The organism is Ruegeria sp. B1 (assembly GCF_056535885.1).
Window position 1 is genome coordinate 3,128,068 of the sequence record NZ_JBQFJA010000001.1, and the last position, 21,087, is coordinate 3,149,154.

The 21,087-nt window shown below is 59.9% G+C and carries 19 protein-coding genes and 1 pseudogene; 8 read left to right on the forward strand and 12 right to left on the reverse strand.

Features of this window, described 5'->3' with window-relative positions; all coding sequences use genetic code 11:
- Positions 1-37 precede the first annotated feature (37 nt).
- Entirely contained in the window at positions 38-1,204 is a 1,167-nt protein-coding gene (carA, locus tag ACR3ES_RS15445) for a glutamine-hydrolyzing carbamoyl-phosphate synthase small subunit (protein ID WP_170429887.1), read from the forward strand.
- Positions 1,205-1,287: 83 nt separating this feature from the next.
- The gene (locus tag ACR3ES_RS15450) at positions 1,288-3,168 is read left to right on the forward strand and encodes a glycosyltransferase (protein WP_170429877.1); all 1,881 of its coding nucleotides are present in this window, start codon (positions 1,288-1,290) and stop codon (positions 3,166-3,168) included.
- A 3-nt stretch (positions 3,169-3,171) separates the two neighbouring features.
- On the opposite strand, the gene ACR3ES_RS15455 is transcribed toward ACR3ES_RS15450, so the two are convergent.
- Positions 3,172-3,819, reverse strand: coding sequence for a GntR family transcriptional regulator (locus ACR3ES_RS15455; protein ID WP_170429875.1), 648 nt, complete (start codon positions 3,817-3,819; stop codon positions 3,172-3,174).
- Between the two features lie 100 nt (positions 3,820-3,919).
- On the opposite strand from ACR3ES_RS15455, the gene ACR3ES_RS15460 reads away from it, so the two are divergent.
- The 3 genes from ACR3ES_RS15460 to ACR3ES_RS15470 all read left to right on the forward strand — a co-directional run bounded on the left by ACR3ES_RS15460 (position 3,920) and on the right by ACR3ES_RS15470 (position 6,174).
- Positions 3,920-4,564 carry a pyrimidine 5'-nucleotidase gene (locus ACR3ES_RS15460; protein WP_170429873.1) on the forward strand — a complete coding sequence of 215 codons (645 nt, stop codon included), beginning with the start codon at positions 3,920-3,922 and terminating at the stop codon, positions 4,562-4,564.
- A gap of 90 nt (positions 4,565-4,654) precedes the next feature.
- Positions 4,655-4,903, forward strand: coding sequence for a hypothetical protein (locus tag ACR3ES_RS15465; RefSeq protein ID WP_170429871.1), 249 nt, complete (start codon positions 4,655-4,657; stop codon positions 4,901-4,903).
- A 74-nt stretch (positions 4,904-4,977) separates the two neighbouring features.
- A complete protein-coding gene (locus ACR3ES_RS15470; protein WP_170429868.1) occupies positions 4,978-6,174 on the forward strand; it encodes a UbiH/UbiF family hydroxylase in 1,197 nt (398 codons plus the stop codon).
- A gap of 13 nt (positions 6,175-6,187) precedes the next feature.
- On the opposite strand, the gene ACR3ES_RS15475 is transcribed toward ACR3ES_RS15470, so the two are convergent.
- Positions 6,188-7,315, reverse strand: coding sequence for an aminotransferase class V-fold PLP-dependent enzyme (locus ACR3ES_RS15475; protein ID WP_170429865.1), 1,128 nt, complete (start codon positions 7,313-7,315; stop codon positions 6,188-6,190).
- A gap of 235 nt (positions 7,316-7,550) precedes the next feature.
- Here ACR3ES_RS15475 and ACR3ES_RS15480 point away from each other — a divergent pair, with 235 nt between their 5' ends.
- Positions 7,551-8,252 carry a GntR family transcriptional regulator gene (locus tag ACR3ES_RS15480; RefSeq protein WP_170429862.1) on the forward strand — a complete coding sequence of 234 codons (702 nt, stop codon included), beginning with the start codon at positions 7,551-7,553 and terminating at the stop codon, positions 8,250-8,252.
- A 5-nt stretch (positions 8,253-8,257) separates the two neighbouring features.
- On the opposite strand, the gene ACR3ES_RS15485 is transcribed toward ACR3ES_RS15480, so the two are convergent.
- A complete protein-coding gene (locus ACR3ES_RS15485; protein WP_170429859.1) occupies positions 8,258-8,716 on the reverse strand; it encodes an Lrp/AsnC family transcriptional regulator in 459 nt (152 codons plus the stop codon).
- The gene (locus ACR3ES_RS15490; protein ID WP_170429856.1) at positions 8,713-9,168 is read right to left on the reverse strand and encodes an Lrp/AsnC family transcriptional regulator; all 456 of its coding nucleotides are present in this window, start codon (positions 9,166-9,168) and stop codon (positions 8,713-8,715) included. The genes ACR3ES_RS15485 and ACR3ES_RS15490 overlap by 4 nt, the downstream gene beginning before the upstream one ends.
- 131 nt (positions 9,169-9,299) lie before the next feature.
- Between ACR3ES_RS15490 and ilvC the strand changes: the two genes are divergently transcribed.
- Positions 9,300-10,322 (forward strand): ketol-acid reductoisomerase, encoded by a 1,023-nt coding sequence (ilvC, locus tag ACR3ES_RS15495; protein WP_170429853.1) that lies wholly within the window; start codon positions 9,300-9,302, stop codon positions 10,320-10,322.
- A 46-nt stretch (positions 10,323-10,368) separates the two neighbouring features.
- Here ilvC and ACR3ES_RS15500 read toward each other — a convergent pair whose 3' ends face one another.
- Together ACR3ES_RS15500 and ACR3ES_RS15505 are read right to left on the reverse strand one after the other, a co-directional pair.
- Entirely contained in the window at positions 10,369-10,824 is a 456-nt protein-coding gene (locus ACR3ES_RS15500; protein WP_170429850.1) for an SRPBCC family protein, read from the reverse strand.
- On the reverse strand, positions 10,821-11,132 hold the full coding sequence (locus ACR3ES_RS15505; RefSeq protein WP_170429847.1) for a metalloregulator ArsR/SmtB family transcription factor: 312 nt from the start codon (positions 11,130-11,132) through the stop codon (positions 10,821-10,823). Before ACR3ES_RS15505 ends, ACR3ES_RS15500 begins: the two co-directional genes overlap by 4 nt.
- Before the next feature lie 78 nt (positions 11,133-11,210).
- On the opposite strand from ACR3ES_RS15505, the gene ACR3ES_RS15510 reads away from it, so the two are divergent.
- Complete coding sequence (locus ACR3ES_RS15510) at positions 11,211-12,113, forward strand: DMT family transporter (RefSeq protein WP_170429844.1); 903 nt, start codon at positions 11,211-11,213, stop codon at positions 12,111-12,113.
- Here ACR3ES_RS15510 and glmM read toward each other — a convergent pair.
- The 6 genes and pseudogenes from glmM to glyS all read right to left on the reverse strand — a co-directional run bounded on the left by glmM (position 12,110) and on the right by glyS (position 21,082).
- Positions 12,110-13,456, reverse strand: a complete 1,347-nt coding sequence (glmM, locus tag ACR3ES_RS15515; protein ID WP_170429841.1) for a phosphoglucosamine mutase — start codon at positions 13,454-13,456, stop codon at positions 12,110-12,112. The genes ACR3ES_RS15510 and glmM overlap by 4 nt on opposite strands.
- A gap of 33 nt (positions 13,457-13,489) precedes the next feature.
- A complete protein-coding gene (folP, locus tag ACR3ES_RS15520) occupies positions 13,490-14,488 on the reverse strand; it encodes a dihydropteroate synthase (protein ID WP_170429838.1) in 999 nt (332 codons plus the stop codon).
- On the reverse strand, positions 14,485-15,405 hold the full coding sequence (locus ACR3ES_RS15525) for a dihydroneopterin aldolase (protein ID WP_170429835.1): 921 nt from the start codon (positions 15,403-15,405) through the stop codon (positions 14,485-14,487). Before ACR3ES_RS15525 ends, folP begins: the two co-directional genes overlap by 4 nt.
- Before the next feature lie 128 nt (positions 15,406-15,533).
- Positions 15,534-16,175 (reverse strand): cell wall hydrolase, encoded by a 642-nt coding sequence (locus ACR3ES_RS15530; RefSeq protein WP_170429833.1) that lies wholly within the window; start codon positions 16,173-16,175, stop codon positions 15,534-15,536.
- 187 nt (positions 16,176-16,362) lie between these two features.
- Positions 16,363-18,924: a putative PEP-binding protein gene (locus tag ACR3ES_RS15535; RefSeq protein ID WP_480423830.1), complete on the reverse strand. Its 2,562-nt coding sequence runs from the start codon at positions 18,922-18,924 to the stop codon at positions 16,363-16,365.
- Positions 18,925-18,971: 47 nt separating this feature from the next.
- Positions 18,972-21,082 (reverse strand): annotated as a pseudogene (glyS, locus tag ACR3ES_RS15540) (glycine--tRNA ligase subunit beta).
- Between the last annotated feature and the right edge of the window lie 5 nt (positions 21,083-21,087).

The window sequence follows — 21,087 nt, forward strand, 5'->3', positions numbered from 1 at the left end:
AGGTATGCGCCGATTTACCTTGCAGGAGAGTCGCGCCATGGCCTCGAACGTTTCCTCAAAGCCGACCGCGTGTCTGGCCCTCGCCGATGGCACCCTGTTTTACGGCATGGGTTTCGGCGCAACCGGTCAGACAGTGGCGGAACTCTGCTTTAATACGGCCATGACCGGGTATCAGGAAATCATGACCGATCCCTCCTATGCTGGACAGATCGTGACCTTTACCTTCCCGCATATCGGAAATGTCGGCGTGAACCCGGATGACGATGAGACCGCAGATCCTGTTGCAGAGGGAATGGTGGTTAAATGGGACCCGACAGAGCCGTCCAACTGGCGCTCTGCCGAAGAGCTGAAAGACTGGCTGGCCCGGCGAAACCGGATCGCGATTGGCGGTGTAGACACGCGGCGCCTGACCCGCGCCATCCGACAGCAAGGTGCCCCGCATGTGGCTCTGGCGCATGACCCTGACGGCAACTTTGACATCGAAGCCCTGATCGCTGCGGCGCGCGGGTTTGCAGGTCTGGAAGGTATGGACCTGGCCAAGGACGTCACCTGTGCGCAAAGTTACCGCTGGGATGAGATGCGGTGGGCCTGGCCAGACGGGTTTGAGCGGCAAGAGGCGCCCGTACACAAGGTTGTCGCGCTGGATTATGGCGCCAAGCGGAACATCCTGCGCTGCCTGGCATCCGCCGGGTGCGAAGTGACCGTTCTGCCCGCCACGGCCACGGCAGCTGAGGTTTTGGCGCATGATCCCGATGGGGTTTTCCTGTCCAACGGTCCTGGCGATCCGGCGGCAACGGGCGAATACGCCGTCCCGATGATCAAAGAAATTCTCGGCACCACCAAGTTGCCGGTCTTCGGAATTTGCCTTGGCCATCAGATGCTGGCTCTGGCGCTCGGGGGCCAGACCGTCAAGATGAACCACGGGCACCACGGGGCCAATCATCCCGTGAAGGATCTGGAAACCGGCAAGGTCGAGATCACCTCGATGAACCACGGGTTTGCGGTTGATGCTCAATCCCTGCCGGACGGTGTCGTCGAAACGCATCGGTCGTTGTTTGACGGATCCAATTGTGGAATTCGCATGACCGGTCGACCTGTCTACTCGGTGCAATACCACCCCGAGGCCTCCCCCGGCCCACAAGACAGTTTTTACCTGTTCGAGCGGTTCGCGACCGCCATGGCTGAGAACAAGACACAGGCATAACGCCCAAACTATTTAGTGTTAACCGGGCGTTAACCCTGATCCGACAAGCCTGACCGCACGGTGTTGCGTCGGGATTGTCTTAAATGGCCGAACTGAACCTTCAGAAACTTGTGTCGGCCGCGCCGATCCCGGCTCAGGGTGCGCGCAAACCTCTTGGCGAATGTCTGATCGAAAAAGGCGCCATCACGCAGGACCAATTGATCCGCGCACTGCATCTGCAGACCCGACAAAAAGCGCCGTTGGGTGAGATTCTGGTGGGCGAAGGCTGGGCCAGCCGGGCCGATGTGCTGGCCGCCCTGTCCACGCAGACGGGTCTGCAAATCGCCGACCTGGAAGACCACCCGCCGACGCGCGCGCTTTGCAGTCTGGAATCGCTGGAATTCTGGCTGAAACACAACGTCATCCCATGGATGAAGATGGGGCCGATCATTCTGGTTGCCACCGCCCGACCGGACCGTTTCGCCGCTGTCCGGGCAAAAATGCAGTATAGCGACAAGACCATTATTCCAGTGCTGGCCGCCCCGGACCAGATCGATAGATCGATTGCGCAGGTGTACTCCAAACCGCTGGCACGACTGGCCGAAACCCGCGTCGACAAGGCGCAAAGCTGCCGCACCTGGACGGCCCGGGCCCGCATGGGCCCCGCTGCCGCGGTTCTGTTGGTTCTGGCCGCCTTTGCGTCGATCCCGCAGACCGCGTCAGCTCTGGTTGTGGCAGCGGCCTTGGGCTCTATGGTTCTGTTTTCGACCCTCCGCCTGTCGGGATTTCTGGCCTTTTTGTCGTCGAACAGCCGGCGCTACGCCAAACCGCCGGACACTCCGGTTCCGATCCTGCGCCAACCCTGCGTGTCGATCATGGTTCCCCTCTATAAGGAAAGGGAAATCGCGGGCGCCCTGATCCGCCGGCTCCAGCGGCTGACTTATCCCAAAGCGCTGCTGGATGTGATCCTTGTTCTGGAAGAGAAAGATGACGTCACGCGCAAAGCCCTTGCCAACGTCGCTCTGCCCAGTTGGATCCGCACGATCGAAGTGCCCGAGTTGAACGGGCTGACGACAAAACCCCGCGCGATGAACTATGCGCTGGACTTCTGTCGCGGCGACATTCTGGGCGTCTGGGATGCCGAGGACGCACCGCAGCCCGACCAGATCCAGCGCGTCGTTCGCCATTTTGCCCAGGCCGCGCCCGATGTGGTGTGCCTGCAGGGGGTTCTGGATTACTACAACCCCCGCACCAACTGGCGGTCGCGTTGCTTTACCATCGAATACAACAGTTGGTTCCGCGTTGTTCTTCCGGGCATCGCGCGTCTGGGCCTGGTAATCCCCCTGGGCGGTACCACGTTTTTCTTTCGGCGCGACAAACTGCTGGAGCTTGGGGGCTGGGATGCCCACAACGTCACCGAAGATGCCGATCTGGGCGTGCGCCTCAGCCGGGCCGGATACCGGACCGAGATGGTGGACACGACCACGTTTGAAGAAGCCAATTTCCGCGCTTGGCCCTGGGTGAAACAACGCTCGCGCTGGCTCAAGGGATTTATGGTTACCTACCTAGTTCACATGCGCAACCCGCTGCAATTGCTCAGGGATCTGGGCGGGGTGAAATTCCTGGGCCTCCAGGCTTTCTTTTTGGGAACTGTGGGTCAGTTTCTGCTGGCCCCGGTCCTGTGGATGTTCTGGCTGACCATGCTGGGGCTCTACAACCCGCTGCTCGAGGTCCTCCCGCATCAGGCGCTGCGATCGCTGATCTGGCTGCTGCTTGCAACCGAGGTGTTGAGCTTTGCAATCGGCGTACTTGCCGTTTCAGCGCAGGAACGCCGGTTTCTTGTCCCATGGGTGCCAGCCATGGTTCTGTACTTCCCCCTCGGCGTTGTCGCCGCCTACAAAGCGTTGTGGGAACTGGCCATCAAACCCTTTTTCTGGGACAAAACCCAACACGGTCAGGCGGCCGAGGATCAGCCGGTGGTCTGACCGTCAATTCTCGCGCCGCACGGCGTCCTGTTTCAGGCGGGTCATGAACGCAACCGAAATATGATCGTTCAGGGCCCGCTCTGCCGCGTCTTCGTCGCGCGCGGCAATTGCCTCGACAATACCCTTGTGCTCGGCTTGCGCGATCTCTCCCCGACCCTGCACCGCAAGCGACGTGGTCGCCATCAACGCCATGGTGCGATGCACCAGATCAAGCTGCTGGACAAGATAGCGGTTGTGAGAGGCCAGGTGGATCTGCTCATGAAACCGCCGGTTGGCCCGCGACAAGGCGGCCGGATCATCCACCAGCGCATCATCTGCTTCGACCATATCCTGCAGCACCTTAATCTCTTCCTCGGTGGCATGTTTGGCCGCCAGCCTCGCGGCCAAACCCTCCAATTCGCGACGCACGATATAGAGTTCCGCCATCTGGTTATGGTCCAGCGACGCCACGATCAGCGACCGCCCGTCCCGTTCCAGCAGCGATTGCGTCTCGAGTCGCTGCAAAGCCTCGCGGATCGGCGTGCGGGACACACCAAACCGTTCGGCCAGCTCACTTTCAACCAGACGGTCCCCCGGCTTGTAGATGCCAACGTCGATGGCTTCGAGAATCAGGTTGTAGGCATCCCTGGACGGGTGTCGGGTCTGGCTCATGTGGTTCTCTTTCTCCTCGTTCGGACCTGTCTATCCGCCACTCGGGCCTGCGATCAAGAGCGGCATTGAAAACCGCGGCGCCGCACCATAAACCTCTGTCATGGTCAAGCCTGCCTTTCATCATGTCACCCAATGGGTGTTCGATCTGGATAACACGCTTTATCCGCCGCAGATGCGCCTGTTCGACCAGATTGAGGTCCTGATGACCGACTATGTGGTGGAAACCATCGGTGTCGACCGGGCCGAGGCCAACCGGCTGCGCGCGGCCTACTGGCGACAATACGGAACCACGCTTGCCGGTCTGATGGCAGAGCATGATCTGGACCCCGAGCCCTATCTGCACGCTGTGCATCAGGTCGATATGAGCCACATGGACCCTGACGCAGAACTGGCGGCGCATATCCGGTCGCTGCCGGGTCGGCGCATCGTCTACACCAACGGCAGCGCGCCTTATGCCGAACGGGTGCTGGAGGCGCGCGGTCTCTCTGGATTGTTCGATGCGATCTACGGGGTCGAACATGCCGGGTACCGTCCCAAGCCGGAACAGGCCGCGTTTGAAGCCATCTTTGCCCGTGATGGTATCGAGGCCGAAAAAGCAGCGATGTTCGAAGACGATCCACGCAATCTGGCCGCGCCGCATGCGATGGGTATGCGGACGGTGCATGTGGCACCTGAACCGCATGAGGCCGATCACATTCACCACCACACGGACGATCTGACTACCTTTCTTGCCCGCCTGCGGTAGCTAGCCTGTCACACTGCGACCATCTGTGCATTCTGCATCTGCAGCATCGGCCCTATATCCCAAGGTGCGCCGAACAGAACGGAGACCCCAATGAGCGCGATCGAGATGCCTCGGCGCCTGCCTATTTGGCAGCGCCTGCTCTATTCAATTCCCTTGTTTGGCTGGCTGGCCCGCGATGCCGCCGAGGGCGATCCCGACGATCTGGGGTATACTGCGCTGGCGATTGTCAGCATGTGGGGATGTTCGGCACTGCTGTTTGGACTGCCGGGATTTTACCTTCCTGCGGTTGCTTTGGTTCCGGTGATGTTCCTGATCCTCATTCTGATCTCGCGAGGCTGAGACAAGGGACAGGATGTCGCTTGGCGTGTGCGGTTGATCCGGATTAGGGTCCGTCCAGAACGGAGAGCTACGCCATGACCGACAGCTGTGACATCCTGATTTCCGGTGGCGGAATTGCCGGGCTGACCGCGGCAGCCGCGTTTGGATCGGCGGGGTTCGATGTGGTCTGTGTCGACCCGACACAACCCATCACCGAACGTGATGCCGACGGGTCCGACCTGCGGACCACGGCGATCCTGCAACCGGCCCATGCCCTGCTGGAACATTGCGGCTTGTGGGAAAAGCTAGACGCCCACGCCGCACCCTTGCAGATCATGCGCATCGTTGACGCCGGCGGGGATGTCCCCGAGCCTCGGGTGGTGCGGGACTTCAATGCAGCCGACATTTCCGATCATCCGTTTGGCTGGAACCTGCCCAACTGGTTGCTGCGCCGCGAGATGGTGGCGCGCCTCGCCGAGTTGCCCAATGTCGATTTCCGTCCGGGCACCGGGACCGTCAGCCTGTTTACCCGAACCGCAGAGGCACGCGTGGGGCTCAGCGATGGCAAGCGGGTGCACTGCAAGTTGGTGATCGCCGCTGATGGTCGCGAGTCGCCCATGCGCGAGGCGGCGGATATCCGTGTTCACACCACACGTTACGGGCAGAAAGCTCTGGCCTTTGCTGTTACGCACGCGATTGCGCATGACAATGTCTCGACGGAAATTCACCGGTCAGGCGGGCCGTTTACCCTTGTGCCCCTACCCGACTGGCAGGGTCAGCCCTCATCCGCAATCGTCTGGATGGACCGAGGCCCTCGTGCGGTCGAGTTGTTGACTATGGAGCCCGAGGTCTTCGAAGACGCAATGACAGAGCGGTCCTGTGGGCTGTTCGGACCGCTGAAACTGGCCTCGCGTCGCACGATCTGGCCGATCATCAGCCAGTCCGCCGCGCGCCTGTCCGGCGAACGTATTGCCCTGATGGCCGAAGCGGCGCATGTGGTGCCCCCAATTGGCGCACAAGGGCTGAACATGTCGCTGGCCGATTTGAGCTGCCTGCTGGATCTGATGCAGGCACGCCCCGATGGTTTGGGCGATACGGAAATGCTGGAGGCTTACCACAAAGCCCGGCACACTGAGATCGAGATGCGCGTCAAAGGTATCGACCTGCTCAACCGCGCCTCAATGATCGAAGCGCGCCCCCTGCGGGACGTCCGGGCGATGGGCTTGAACGCGCTCTATTCCTTGGCTCCGGTGCGACGCACCCTGATGCAGATGGGCCTTGGGGTTCGCTAACGCCGGTAAGCGGTCAGAGCACCTGATTCAACACCCGTTTCAATCGCGAAATCGTGGCGTCGACATCGTAGAGTTTGTCCAGCCCGAACAGACCAAGGCGAAAGGTGCTGAATCCCTCGGGTTCGTCGCATTGCAACGGCACACCTGCAGCAATCTGCATGCCAAGCGCGGCAAATTTCTTGCCGTTTTGAATGTCTGGATCGGATGTGTAGCTGACGACCACACCCGGCGCGCCGAACCCTTCTGCGGCCACGGAAATGACGCCCTTGTCCTTCAACAATGCACGAACGCCCGCCCCAAGCGCCCATTGCGCAGCCTGAAGTTTGTCAAACCCATAGTCTCTGGTCTCAGCCATGGTGTCTCGGAACTCGCGCAACGCGTCGGTCGGCATGGTCGCGTGATAGGCATGACCGCCATTTTCATAAGCCCGCATGATCTGCCGCCACTTTTTCAGGTCAATGGCAAAACTGTCTGAGTCTGTTTGTTCCAACCGTGCCTCGGCGCGATCTGACAGCATGACGAGACCCGCACAGGGCGACGCGCTCCACCCTTTTTGCGGGGCCGAGATCAGGATGTCGACACCGGTCGCCTTCATATCCACCCAGACGCAACCCGACGCGATGCAATCCAGAACCATCAGCGCCCCAACCTCATGCGCGGCATCGGCCATGGTTGTGATATAATCGTCCGGCAGAATGACTCCCGCCGATGTTTCGACATGGGGTGCAAACACCACATCCGGACGCTGATCACGGATCGCCGCGACAACCTCGTCAATGGGCGCAGGCGCAAATGGCGACGGGCTGGAATTGCCGGTCTCCCGCGCCTTGAGAACCGTTGTCGAGGCGGTCAACGATCCGCTTTCGATGATCTGGCTCCAGCGATAAGAGAACCACCCGTTACGCACAACCAAAACGTTTGCGCCACGTGCAAACTGCCGGGCAACGGCCTCCATCCCATAGGTTCCGCCCCCGGGAACAACAGCAACCCCATCGGCATTGTACACCTGCTGGAGCATGTCGGAGATATCGCGCATCACCTGCTGAAATGCGACAGACATATGGTTGAGCGACCGGTCGGTGAAGACCACAGAGAATTCCTCGAGACCATTTGGGTCGACGGTTTCCAACAGCGCTGGCATGTGCGGCGTCCTTTCTATGGGTTTCCGACAGTCATGGCCCGATTGGTGAAAAGGGTAAAGGTATATTTCTGATGCAAAGATTACCCAACGGAACGCGCTCGATTTCGGCATGAATCATCGAATAAGCCCCTCAAATCCCGCGAGTTGACGCCAAATAGTGTCACCTACCTCTTTACACTTCTGCGTGCTTCTGAACAGATACACACAATTTTTACATGAAGGGATTTTTGTCACCGTGACTGCACGCAAGCGGATCAGTTTCCAGGTTGTTCGGGACGAGGTCAAACGCCGAATCGAAACCCGCGTCTGGCCACAAGGTGCATTGCTGCCAACCGAGACGCAACTTTCCGAGGAATTCAACTGCGCCCGCGCAACCGTGAACCGCGCCCTGCGGGAACTGGCGGACCAGGGGTTTGTCGAACGCAAACGCAAAAGCGGTACGCGCGTTAAGAAAGAACCCAGCAAGCACGCCAAGCTCGAATTCTCCCTGACCCGACAAGTTGTCGAGAACCAGAATGCGACCTATCGTTACGCCCTTGTCGAGCGCACCGTGAAACCAAGCCCCGGATGGCTGGCGTCACAATTGGGTACGCCTTGCGAGGCTCGGGTTCTGCATGTCGTATGTATGCACTATGCCGACAACCTGCCGTTCCAAATGGAAGAGCGCTGGATCAACATAGATGCCATTCCAGATGTCGAAAGCGCCGACCTGCGGGATCACGGACCGCATGAGTGGTTACTGAACGCAGCCCCGTTCACGGGGGCCGAGATATCGTTCAGCGCCATCTCAGCAGACAGCCGATTGGCCGAATTCATGGGCACCACGGCCGGGACCTCGATGATCAAGCTGGAGCGGACCACGTGGAAAGACGAAGAGCCCATTTGCTTTGCCCGCATGGTGCATCATCCCGGGTATTGCATCCGCACGCGGTATTGATCCGTCTATCCGATTGGTCCGGCCAGTCGTTCTTCGCTGAGCATGACATTTGCTTCGACATCGCCCGCACCGGGCAAGGTCATGATCCGGCGCCGAAGAACGCGTTCAAAGTCTGACAGGTCGCGCGCAACCACCCGCAAACGGTAGTCGTATAGACCCAGCACATGCTCGACGGTCTGAACCTCGGGGATCGCGCTGACAACACGTTCAAAGTCTTCCAGGCTCACCTGCCCCTTGCGGGCCAGTTTCACACCCAAGAAAACCGTCACGCCGAAACCCAGCGCCTCAGCATTCAGGCGCAACCGTCGCCCTTTCAGGATCCCCGCCTCCTCCAGTCTTCGAACACGCCGCCACGTTGCAGGCTGAGACAGGCCAAACCGACGCCCCAACGCGCCCGCGCTTTGGGTCGCGTCCAGCCGCAAAGCGCGCAGGATGTTCCGGTCGATGTCGTCGAGTTCAATCATACCGGCAGAACCTCATCGCGTTTGACCCGCGCAATATGCATCAGAGCCTCGATATCAGCGATATGCGGCAAGGTCAGGATCCGGTCGCGATAAAGCTGCTGGTAGTGCGCCATATCGCGCGCCAGAACGGACAGGCGGACATCCACGCGGCCGAGAAAGGTCTGTATCTCGATCACCTCTGGCACCGCGCGGGCTGCCTCGGTAAACTCGTCGAAGGCTCGGGCCTGTGTCTTGTCCAAACTGACGCGCAAGGACACTTCGACGGCATATCCCAATGCCGCCCAGTCAATGACCGCCTCTTGCCCTTCGATAATGCCCGCCGCTTGCATCTTTTCGATCCGCCGCCAACACACGCCCGGACTGATCTGGCACAGGTCGGCCAATTCGGCTGTCGACAGGCTCGGTTCAGCCTGAAAATGCCGCAGTATCCGGCGATCTATGTCATCGAGCATGAATTTTTCCAAAACCTTTCTCTTAGCGAATAGTTCTTCATCTTTTTCAAAAATACTCAACTAAAATACGCTCGTAAATCCCGCTACACCCGGATAAAAGCACCGCAATCGAAACTGAAAGGACCGGCAAAATGCGCGTCTATTACGATCGCGATTGCGACATCAACCTGATCAAAGACAAGAAAGTGGCGATATTGGGCTATGGCTCGCAAGGCCACGCCCACGCGCTCAACCTGCGGGACTCGGGTGCCAAGAACCTTGTCGTCGCTTTGCGCGAAGGCTCGGCATCCGCCAAGAAAGCCGAAGCCGAAGGCTTGCAGGTGATGGGCATCGCCGAAGCGGCAGCTTGGTGCGACGTTATAATGTTCACCATGCCCGACGAATTGCAGGCCGAGACCTACAAGAAATACGTGCATGACAACATCAAGCCGGGCGCAGCTATTGCATTTGCGCACGGCCTCAACGTGCACTTCGGCCTGATCGAACCGAAAGACGGCGTCGACGTCATCATGATGGCCCCCAAGGGCCCCGGTCACACCGTGCGCGGTGAATATGTGAAAGGCGGCGGCGTGCCGTGCCTCGTGGCCGTCAACACCGACGCCACCGGCAAAGCGCTGGAAATCGGCCTGTCCTATTGCTCGGCCATCGGCGGCGGCCGCTCGGGCATCATCGAAACCAATTTCCGTGAAGAATGCGAAACCGACCTGTTCGGCGAACAGGCGGTTCTGTGTGGCGGTCTGGTTGAGCTGATCCGCATGGGTTTCGAAACGCTGGTGGAAGCCGGCTACGCGCCCGAAATGGCCTATTTCGAATGCCTGCACGAAGTGAAGCTGATCGTTGACCTGATTTATGAAGGCGGTATCGCCAACATGAACTACTCGATCTCGAATACCGCCGAATATGGCGAATATGTCTCCGGCCCACGCGTGCTGCCGTATGAGCAGACCAAGAAAGAAATGAAGGCCATCCTGACCGACATCCAGACCGGTAAGTTCGTGCGTGATTTCATGCAGGAAAACGCAGTGGGTCAGCCCTTCTTCAAAGGCACCCGCCGTCTGAATGACGAGCATCAGATCGAGGAGGTCGGGAAGAAACTGCGCGGCATGATGCCGTGGATTTCGGCCGGCAAACTGGTCGATCAGGAAAAGAACTGAAACGGAAATCCGTTGGTTTCGAGGCGGCCCGACGTGGTCGCCTCAATTAGTTTGTGACGGCGTTCACAAAGCACTCACCAAGCACAAAGTCCCATCCGGTTTCATACCCGTCCCTCTTGGCGGGTGCCTCGGTTGACCAGACCTCCCACCCCGAATGGGTCAGGGTCACCAACGTGCGATCTGCGCCAGCGCATTCAAACCTCACTTCGACCTGGGTGGGTTTGTCGCGATTGGTGCCCGGATGCCAGCTGAATGCCAGGCGGCGCCCGTCTTCATAGACCAAAACCGTTCCCCAATCCGCGCGTTCGCCGTCATGCATCGTTTCATAAACCGCACCGCCAACCCTTGGCTCGATCGTGACGGCAAGGGCCGGTTTTCCGTTGGACGCAGAAACCACGTGGCCATCCAGCGGCCACCACTTTGCAATCCGGTGAACAAAGACATCAAACGCCCGATCCGGTGTCGCGTTGACCGTGACTGTTTTGACAATTGGGTCCGTCATGTGTCGGGTCCTTCCTTGTTGATCTCGGCGGCGAAGCTGTCCAAAACGTCTGACCAATACCGATCCAGCCATGCCCTGAGGTCCGCCAGACCCTCGGGTCGGGCAAAGTAGATCCTGCGCGTCCCTCTCGAATGACATCCGACCAATCCGGCCTCGGTCAGAACCTTGAGGTGCTGTGACACAGCCGGGCGACTGACAGGCAGCGTGTCAGCCAAGGCGCCGACAGCGCGCGGACGGGTTGCAACGGCTTCGAAAACCTGTCGCCGTGTCGGGTCACCCAAAGCGGTAAACGCATCTTGGTAAGTCATAGCTTACCGTAAGTATGAACTAACGCTTTGTCAATATCAGGCGCGTGACATCGGTCAAACCACAGGATAAGGGGGGCTATGGTCCAACAACCCGATTACCGCGACTGGGGCGGCGTCATAGCACTTGGCCTCATCTGGGGTGGCACGTTCATGGTTGTGGCCTTGGCGCTGGAAGGCTATGGCCCGATCACAGTAGCAGCCGCACGCACAACGTTGGGTGCATTGATGTTGCTGTTTCTGATGGCCGTGACCGGGCGCCGATTTCCGACCCCAGACCGCGCGTTGTGGGGGTCCATCGTTGTAATCGGTCTCCTGTCCACTGCGCTGCCCTTTGTCCTGCTCAGCTGGGGCCAGCAATACGTAGCCTCGGCCTTTGCCGGACTGTCGATGGCAGCAATCCCCCTGATGGTGCTTCCGCTGGCGCATTTCTTTTCGGACGAACCGTTGAACGCGCGCCGCTTGTTTGGCGTCACGCTGGGGTTCTCGGGCGCGCTGGTCCTGATTGGTCCCGGGCTGGCCCAGATTGGCCAAGGGGTCGAGCCGCTGGCGCAGTTGGCCTGTTTAGGCGCCGCGCTCTGCTATTCGGTTGCCTCGATCTTCACCCGCCGCTGCCCGCCGATTGATCCGGTTACACTGGCCGCCCTGACACTGGTGGTTGGCGCAGTGATTCTGTTGCCAATCATGTTCGCGACAGAGGGTGTGCCGCACTGGGAAGACAACCGAGCCGGCCTTGCCATCATCATTCTCGGCCTTGTTCCGACCGCGTTTGCAACGCTCTTGCGCGTCTCGATCATTCGCAGCGCTGGGTCGGTGTTTCTGACGCTGGTGAACTATCAGGTGCCGATCTGGTCGATGGTTTTTGGCGCATGGATCCTGTCCGAGGCCTTGCCCCTGCGGTTTTACATCGCCCTGGCTCTTATCCTGACGGGTCTGGCCATCAGCCAGTGGTTTAGCCTCAGAAAACTGCTGATCGGACGTTAACTGCCAACCGCATCCAGAACCGCGTCGACAACCGACTCCACAGCCCGCTCCAACAGCACTGCGTCTTCGCATTCGGCCATCACGCGGATCAGGGGTTCGGTTCCGGATTTTCGGATCAGCAGGCGCCCCTGCCCGTTCAGGCGCGCCTCGGCATCAGCAATGGCCGCCTGGACGTTCTGGGCATCCAACGGCACCTGACCCGCCTGATACCGGACATTTTTCAACAATTGCGGCACCGTTTCGAACTGTTTCGACAATTCCGACGCCTTGCGACCGGAATGGACCATTTCCGCTAGAAAATGCAGCCCGGCCATCAGCCCGTCACCGGTGGTGGCATAATCGCTCATCACGATATGCCCGGACTGCTCGCCGCCCAAGTTGAAGCCGCCATCACGCATGCGCTCAACCACATAGCGGTCACCCACAGCCGTCCGTTCCAGTCGCAAACCTTGCTCGGACAGGTGCCGCTCGAGCCCGAGGTTGGACATGACCGTCGCGACCAGCGCGCCGCCCTTTAACTGACCAGAGGCCGCCCAGGCCGCAGCCAGCAACGCCATCAACTGATCGCCATCGGCCACCTGCCCGGTCTCATCAATCATCACCACCCGGTCGGCGTCCCCGTCCAGGCAGATACCGACATCGGCGCCATGGGCCACAACGGTTTCCGCAGCCAGCTGCGGTTGCGTGGAGCCGCAATTGAGGTTGATGTTCTTGCCGTTGGGCGCGATGCCCACCGGTATCACGTCGGCCCCCAGTTCCCACAGCACTTCGGGCGCCGTGCGATGCGCTGCCCCGTTGGCGCAATCGACAACCACCTTCAGCCCATCCAGCCGCAACTCGCGGGGCAGCGAGGATTTAATGCGTTCCCCATAGCGAAACCGGGCATCGTCAACCCGGCGGGCCCGACCAATGTTCTGAGCCTGCGCGGGTTTGACGCCTTCTTCGATCAGCCGCTCAATTTCAGTTTCGGCCTGGTCGGACAGTTTGAACCCGTCGGGGCCAAAGAACTTGATCCCGTTGTCAATCGCAGGGTTGTGGCTGGCCGAAATCATCACACCAAGATCGGCCCGCATCGACCGGGTCATGAGCCCGACCGCAGGGGTCGGGACCGGACCCAGCAGCAACACGTTCATCCCTGTCGAGGTCAGACCCGCCGTCAGCGCGTTTTCCAACATGTAGCCAGACAGACGCGTATCCTTACCGATAACCACCCGGTGCACGCCACTGGCGTCGCGGCGGAAATACCGCCCAACCGCCGCACCGATGCGCAACGCCATGTCTGCCGTCATCGGATGCGTGTTGGCGGTGCCCCGCACCCCGTCGGTTCCGAACAGCTTGCGCATACCTGTCACTCCATCAAACTGATTGCGACCGCATTAACGGACAGCGGCCCACAGACGCAAGGCCTGAGCGGTTTCGGCCACATCGTGCACCCGCAGGATCTGCACACCCTGAGCCAATCCAGCCAGAGCCACCGCAATTGATCCCGGGGCGCGGGCGGTTTTGCGCGGCTCCTGCCCGATGCTGCCAATAAACCCTTTTCGCGACACACCCAGCAGGATCGGACACCCCAAACCGTGAAACAGGCTGAGGTTTCGCAACAAATCCAGATTGTGATCCTGGGTTTTGCCAAACCCGATGCCCGGATCGATGACGATGTGATCCCGATTCAGACCCAGCTTTTGCAGATGCGCGATCTGGTCTGCCAGAAAGTCGTACACGTCCAGCACAACGTTTTCATAGTACGGGTTGTCCTGCATCGTTGCGGGATCGCCCTGCATATGCATGACACAGACTGGAACACCGGATTGAGCGCAAAACGGGGCCAGCTCCGGATCGAATGTGAACCCTGAGACGTCGTTGACCAGCCCCGCTCCGGCCGCGCAGGCCGCCTTGGCAACACTGGCCTTGCGGGTATCGACAGAAATCAGGGCATCCGTCTGCGCTCGGATCGCTTCGATCACCGGGCGGGTTCGGGCGATCTCGGTATCTTCGGGAACAAATGCAGCACCGGGGCGCGTGGATTCGCCGCCGACATCCAGAATACTGGCCCCCTGTGCAACCATGCTGATGGCGGCATCGCGTGCCGCGTCGATCGAATTGTGCACACCCCCATCCGAGAAACTGTCAGGCGTCGTGTTCAGGATTCCCATGATGTGCGGATGGGCCATATCCAGACCGGCTATCGACCCGCGCGTGCGTATCAGTCGATCCAGAACCTCCGCAGGCATTTCCTTTGTGGCCACCACCTCGGGCGCAGACCTCCGTGTCAACGCCTCGGCATGGGTAAACCACAACGCCTGACCGGCAAGCGGCACCGCACCTTTCGGCCGGTTCGGCCCATGTTGCACCAGCGGTCTGAAATACGTCGTCACAGCTGCGCTTGATCCACAGGCACGGCGCGCAAGGGTGTCTTTGGTGCTTCGGGCAGGTCCCCGCCAATCACCAGCATCTCACTGGCCTCAAAGGTTGCGGCAAACCACGCGGCCAGCGCCACCGCATCAGATGGGGCCGCGGACGGGCCATCCACCGCATCCAGCACGATCTTGGACGGGGCCCACACGCAGATCTGACCATTCTTCATGGCCCAATCCAACTCGGTCCGGGTTGAAACAACAACGCAGCGATGATCCCGCGCGGCCAGCACCCAGGCGTTCTGTTCGATCGCCAGCAAATCGATCCGACGCTGGGTCATGGCGTGACCCGTTTGCGAAACGGCCATTTCGGATGCGCCAACACACAGGATCAACGGGCGCTGCCGGTTTTCAAGCTGATCGATCCAACCGGTCAGGTTGTCGGACCCAATCGCATCATTCGACAGGAACACCAGACGCGGATGCGGGCGCTCTTCTTCGACAATATCGTGGTGATGGGCATCCCGCCCACGCACGATTTCAACGCCAAGCGCCCCCGGACCCCGATCCAGTTTTTCAATTCTGACAAAGGCCCTTACGGCTTGAGGTTCAAGTAAAATACGCTCTGCCACACGCTCTGCAAGCGTCTCGAGCAGATTCAACCGTTCGGCAGACAGCTCATACGCAATGGCTTCGGTCACGCGATCATAAGACAAGATACGATCCACATCGTCGTCGATCGGGTCGGTGAGCGGGCGCACCTCGACCACGATGTTAAAGCAGATGCGTTGGGTGGTCCCGCGCTCGGCCTGAAAGGCGCCGATTTCAACTTCGACGATGTGGTCCCGCAGCGAAATGCGGTCCAGCGGCCCCCGGGTCGAGGTCGCCTCGGACCGTTCAGACGGGTGTGCAAATGCCAGGCGGATTTCAGAACTCATGGGTCAGGCCTATTCGGGCTTGGTATTGACGTTCGCCCAGTTTAGGCGCTGCGCTGCCCTATAGCATTCAAACAAACGCCAATCCAACAACCGAATGCGGCATCACCCATCTGGTCGGCTCAAACCCGTTAGTTGCTCGCTGTCTGGTAGTTGTGCCGATAGAAGATATGCACGCCAATCCGGGCGGTCTCCCGGTAAACACGCGCCCAAGACGGACGCACCGCCGTGGTGTGGTAATGCGTGGCTCCCTCGGTCAGTTCCTTGGCAACACCATCGATTGCCGCACGCGCAACCTTGGACACGCGTTCGAAAGCCTTCTTTTCGTGGATGACTTCCTTGTGTCCGTCACAGGTGTACGTGAACTGGCACTGGTATTTCTTGCCAGTACCCTGACGGATCACACCACACAGCGAATCCGGAAAGCGGCTGCTTTTGACCCGATTCAGGATGACCTCGGCCACCGCGAACTGACCGCGTACGCTTTCGCCGCGCGCTTCAAAATACAAAGCCTCGGACAGGCATCGCCAGTCCTCGTCGCCGGTGGCGGCGGGCTGCTGGTCCAGCCAGTCGCTTGAATAGGATATTTTGATCGGTTCAGCCGCTTTTCGAGGCTGGAACAAGTTAAAGTAGTCACGAAAACTCTGTCCCGGCAATTCATTGCGGGCCGTAAGCTCTTGCTTGGCAGAATCGATTGCTTCCCTCTCGGCGAAGGACGCAACAGGCAGCACGGTTGCTGCCAGAGCGGCAACAGCCATTATGTAACGTAGCATCAGATAACCTCGCACAGGCACTTAACGCGCCAAACCCTCCCCCGGCGGGCGCGACGAGGCTCTTACCCCACTCAGAGGCAAACGTCCAGTTCTGATAAAAAAGCAAGAGAAAAATTGCCCGCAGGGTCGAAAAATTTCGACCACAGGTCCATCCCTGACCCACTAATCCTTGGGCAAACGGCCTCTGTCAACCCCCAAGTCTGGACGAAATCGCCAGTTGAGCGGCAGCCAGCCGAGCGACGGGCACCCGGAAAGGTGAACACGACACGTAGTCAAACCCCAAATCGCGACAAATAGAGATTGATTCGGGGTTTCCACCATGCTCACCACAAACCGAAAGAGTGACATCCGCCTTTGCGGCGCGGCCCCGCTCGGCCCCAAGTTTCAGCAATTCGCCCACCCCATCCGGGTCAAGCACGTGGAACGGATCTTCGGTAAACACACCCTGCCTGACATAAGCGGACATAAACCGTCCGGCATCGTCGCGCGACAGCCCGTAGGTCATTTGGGTGAGGTCATTGGTGCCAAAACTCAGAAAGGCCGTGCTGGGCGCAATTTCCTCCGCCCGCAGACAGGCGCGCGGCGTTTCCACCATCACACCCAGCCGGTACTCAAAATCCTGTCCCTGTTCGGCTGCAACAGCAGCAGCGACGGAATCGATGCGGGATTTAACCAGTTCGACCTCGCGCTTGGCCGAAACCAGCGGGATCATCACCTCTGGCACGACAGGCGCACCGTTTTCGCGGGCCTCCAGCGTGGCCTCAAAAATTGCCCGGGCCTGCATGTCATAAATCTCGGGAACGGTCACACCCAGCCGGACGCCGCGCAAACCCAACATCGGGTTGTACTCGCTCATCGCGTCGACCCGGCGTTCCACATCCGAGACCGGCAGATCCAGCGCCTCGGCCAGTTCTCTCTGACCGCTGCGGGTGGTCGGCAGGAACTCGTGCAACGGCGGGTCAAACAATCGGATACAGACCGGCAGCCCTTTCATGATCCGGAACAGCTGCACAAAATCGTCGCGCTGCATCGGCAACAGGCGTTCCAGCACCGCTGCGCGTCCCGACGATGTTTGCGCAAAGATCATTTCGCGCATGACGATAAGACGGCCGGGATCAAAAAACATGTGCTCGGTTCGGCACAGTCCGATCCCCTGCGCCTGAAAGTTACGCGCGGTTTGCGCATCCGCAGGCGTGTCCGCATTGGCGCGGACTTCGATATCCCGCTCGGCATCCGCCCAACCCATCAATGTCTGGAAACTGTCATCCAAGGCCGCTTCGAGCATGGCCGGCTGCCCGGCCAGAACCTGACCGGAACTGCCGTCAATGGTTAGTGTGTCGCCGGTTTTGAACACCCGGCCATCCGGTGCGGTCAGCAGTCTCTTTTTGGTCTGAAACCGCATGTCGGACGCACCAACGATGCAGGGCAGACCCAGCCCGCGACCAATCACCGCCGCGTGGCTGGTCATGCCGCCCTTTTCGGTCAAAACCGCAACTGCCGCATGCATCCCGCGCACATCCTCGGGCGAGGTTTCGCGGCGCACCAGAATACAGGCCTCGCCGCGCGCGGCACTGGCTTGCGCCTCGGCGGCGGTAAAGACAATCTTGCCGGTCGCCGCCCCCGGGCTGGCGCCGATACCGGTGGTCAGAACATCGCGGCGCGCTTCGGGGTGGACCTGACGGTGCAGTAGCTCGTTCAATGCATGCGGATCGACTCGCATAACCGCTTCTTGCGGCAGGATAATCCCGTCTTCGGCCAAACGGACCGCAATGCGCATCGCGGCGCGGGCACTGCGCTGAACCCGGACCCCGTCAAGAATGTGGACCTGGCCATTTTCGACGACAAACTCAACCTGCATCTCTTCGCGCAGCTTTTCCCGCATCAACGCCGCTTGCGCCTTGAGGTCTGCAAACGCCTTGGGTGCGACCTCTTCGAGCGACTGACCCCGCGGGTCCTTTTCCAAGAACAGAGCGGCGACACCCTCGCCCAGGGCATCGCGGCCCTGACTCTGGCTCAGATAGCGCCCGGTGATCTGCGGCATGCCGGTGGTCGAATCCACCAGTTGCAGAACCCCCGATCCGCATTCTCCCTGCCCCAGTCCCGGGATCATTTCCTGGATCACGAGACCCAGCCCGGCATCAGCCGGAGCACCCTTGGCCTGTCGCAACAAACGGGCCGAGGTGCCATCCCACGCGCGCGCCATTGACCGCAAAACAGCCACCAACTGCTCACCCCGGTCCTGTGGAAACGCCTCGTCCGTCTCATCCTCATAGGCGCGCAAGGACAGGCGCAGCCCTTCGCTGCCATCCGCATCAATGTCGTCAAACACATCCGCATCCAACCGCGCCACATGGATCGCGTAGCTTTGCACAAACCGCAGATACAGCGCGGCAGCCGCCTCTGCGCCCATCGTGTCCGACAGGTCCACGTAGCGCGCATCATTCATGCCGATATTCAGTACCGCCCCCGGGCCACCCCAATCGGGGTCCTCGGAGCTGGGCCGCACGCACAGCAGTGTGGCGGTGTCAAACAGTTCGAGGATCGCGGCCAGATCGGGTATGTGCCCTTCGGCGATCCGGTGCACCGCATTGAAGGAGAGCGCCACCGTCCGAGGGACCGGCAGGTCGAGCCGGACCAGTCGTTGCAGGCATTTTGCCCGTCCGCCATGGGTCTGCGCAGCAACGGGCGCATTCGATGTGATCAGCGTGGTATGCGGATTATTCTGCACTGCGGCACCTTTTGGTTTCACCGCAGCATAGGCAGATGCGCCCTTCGCGCAAGGGCGCGCCGACCCCTTTAGCCTTCGATCCTGCTCAAATCGGCAACAGTGGAACATACCTGCCGGATTTGGCTGAGCAAGTTCAACCGGTTACGACGCAGAATATCATTGTCTGTGTTGACCTGAACATCCTCAAAGAAGGCGTCAACAGGCCCCCGCAGTGCCGCCATGGCGGCCATCGCAGCCGGGAAATCCTCGGCTTTCAGCGCCGGATCGATCTGCGCCTGCGCCGTCTCCAGCGCCGCAAACAGCCCCTTTTCGCTGTCCGTCTCGGCAAATTTCACATCCGCGCCGTAAGAGTATTCGACGCCGTCCTTTTCTTCGGCCTGCGTCAGGATGTTGTTGGCCCGTTTGAAGCCCTGCACGAGGTTTTCCCCATCCTCAGTCGCAATCACCGCGTTCAGTGCGCGGGCGCGTTTGACCAACAGGTTGAGGTCGTCATTGCCGTCCATGGCGATACAGGCGTCGATGATGTCATGACGGATGCCCTCATCGCGCAGGAAGACTTTGAGGCGGTCGTGGAAGAAATCAATAAGGGTTGGAATATATACGTCTGGTAAAGGGCCCACGACACCATCAGGATTCTCTGCAACCAGTACGTCGGCTTTGCCGACAAACTCCCGCAAGAAGTCACTCAGTCCTACCTGAATTTCACCAGCTAGAATAAGACGAATAACCCCCAACGCCGCCCTTCGCAGGGCAAACGGGTCTTTCGACCCGGTGGGTTTCTCATTAATCGCCCAGAAACCGGTCAGTGTGTCCAGCTTGTCGGCCAAAGCGACGGTCACAGACAGCGGCGCGGTTGGTACATCATCTGACGGACCCAGTGGCGAGTAGTGTTCCTGCGCGACGGCGGCCACGGCGGCGTCTTCACCTGCTGCCTCGATGTAATACCGCCCCATAAGCCCCTGAAGTTCTGGGAATTCATAAACCATCTCGGAACTCAGATCAGCCTTTGCCAGACGCGCGGCTTTTTCGGCCTGATCGGCATCAGCACCAACGACCGGAGCCAATTCGCGGGCCAGCGCGGCGATACGGTCGATGCGTTCAGCCTGCGTCCCCAGCTTGTTGTGAAAGGTCACATTCTCCAGCGTGCGGGTCCATTGGCTGATGTCTGATTTGGCGGTACGCAGATCGTTTTCCCAGAAAAACTTGGCATCGGCCAGACGGGCCGACAGCACCTTTTGGTTCCCCGCCAGAATGGTCGCGCCATTGTCGGCGGTTTCGCGGTTTGCAACCGTGATAAAGCGTTCGATCCGCCCTGTTTTCGGATTGCGGACCGAAAAAACTTCTGATGTTCTTTCATCGAGGTCTGCAAGACCTCGGGTGGAAGATCGAGAAACTCATCATCGATCTGCCCCATCAGCACCACGGGCCATTCAACCAGCCCGGCAACCTCGGCCAGCAAACCCTTGTCTTCGACCACCTCCAGACCAGCGGCAAAAGCCATGTTCTGGGCGTCGTTCCAGATGTGCTCTGCACGTTCCTCAGGCGATAACACCACAAAAGCGCGCTTTAACTTTGCCGCGTAATCGTCGAAAGAAGAAACAGAAAACCGCCCCGGCGCCATGAACCGATGACCTTCGGTTTTGTCATTTGACTGGAGCCCGTCAATTTCCAGCGGCACAACCTGCGCGCCCGCCTCGTCCGTCAGAATGCAGAGAACCGAATGCAACGGACGCACCCAGCGCAGGGTACCATTGCCCCAGCGCATTGATTTTGGCCACGGAAAGGTCCGAATGGCCACCTCAAGCACCTCTGCGACGATTTCAGCGGCCGGACGCCCTGTCTTTTCAATTGTCGCAAAATATGTCGCGCCCTTGGGCGTGTCGCGCTCTTCCAATTGGTCACGGGTCACCCCTGCACCACGCAGAAACCCGTCAATGGCCTTGTCCGGCGCGCCGACCTTCGGCCCTTTGCGTTCTTCGCGGATCGTCGGGCTTTCCGCCAGCAGCCCCTCGACCGCCAGCGTCAGGCGACGCGGCGTAGTCTGGGCCGCAGCGGAAGCATAGGTCAGACCACCTTCGACCAGACCGTCGGTCATCCGCTTTTTCAGGTCTTCCCCTGCGCGGGTTTGCATGCGCGCGGGAATCTCCTCGGAAAACAGTTCGATCAGCAGGTCGGGCATTTTCG

Coding starts and splice junctions, on each gene's coding strand:
- ACR3ES_RS15505 (WP_170429847.1), bottom strand. CDS start 11,132: ATGACTTACCAAGATGCGTTTACCGCTTTGGGTGACCCGACACGGCGA.
- ACR3ES_RS15490 (WP_170429856.1), bottom strand. CDS start 9,168: ATGCTCGATGACATAGATCGCCGGATACTGCGGCATTTTCAGGCTGAA.
- glmM (WP_170429841.1), bottom strand. CDS start 13,456: ATGCGCAAGCTGTTCGGAACCGACGGGGTGCGGGGCACCGCCAACACG.
- ACR3ES_RS15500 (WP_170429850.1), bottom strand. CDS start 10,824: ATGACGGACCCAATTGTCAAAACAGTCACGGTCAACGCGACACCGGAT.
- ACR3ES_RS15465 (WP_170429871.1), top strand. CDS start 4,655: ATGAGCGCGATCGAGATGCCTCGGCGCCTGCCTATTTGGCAGCGCCTG.
- ilvC (WP_170429853.1), top strand. CDS start 9,300: ATGCGCGTCTATTACGATCGCGATTGCGACATCAACCTGATCAAAGAC.
- ACR3ES_RS15475 (WP_170429865.1), bottom strand. CDS start 7,315: ATGCCAGCGCTGTTGGAAACCGTCGACCCAAATGGTCTCGAGGAATTC.
- ACR3ES_RS15460 (WP_170429873.1), top strand. CDS start 3,920: ATGGTCAAGCCTGCCTTTCATCATGTCACCCAATGGGTGTTCGATCTG.
- ACR3ES_RS15455 (WP_170429875.1), bottom strand. CDS start 3,819: ATGAGCCAGACCCGACACCCGTCCAGGGATGCCTACAACCTGATTCTC.
- ACR3ES_RS15510 (WP_170429844.1), top strand. CDS start 11,211: ATGGTCCAACAACCCGATTACCGCGACTGGGGCGGCGTCATAGCACTT.
- ACR3ES_RS15470 (WP_170429868.1), top strand. CDS start 4,978: ATGACCGACAGCTGTGACATCCTGATTTCCGGTGGCGGAATTGCCGGG.
- ACR3ES_RS15485 (WP_170429859.1), bottom strand. CDS start 8,716: ATGATTGAACTCGACGACATCGACCGGAACATCCTGCGCGCTTTGCGG.
- ACR3ES_RS15530 (WP_170429833.1), bottom strand. CDS start 16,175: ATGCTACGTTACATAATGGCTGTTGCCGCTCTGGCAGCAACCGTGCTG.
- ACR3ES_RS15525 (WP_170429835.1), bottom strand. CDS start 15,405: ATGAGTTCTGAAATCCGCCTGGCATTTGCACACCCGTCTGAACGGTCC.
- ACR3ES_RS15450 (WP_170429877.1), top strand. CDS start 1,288: ATGGCCGAACTGAACCTTCAGAAACTTGTGTCGGCCGCGCCGATCCCG.
- carA (WP_170429887.1), top strand. CDS start 38: ATGGCCTCGAACGTTTCCTCAAAGCCGACCGCGTGTCTGGCCCTCGCC.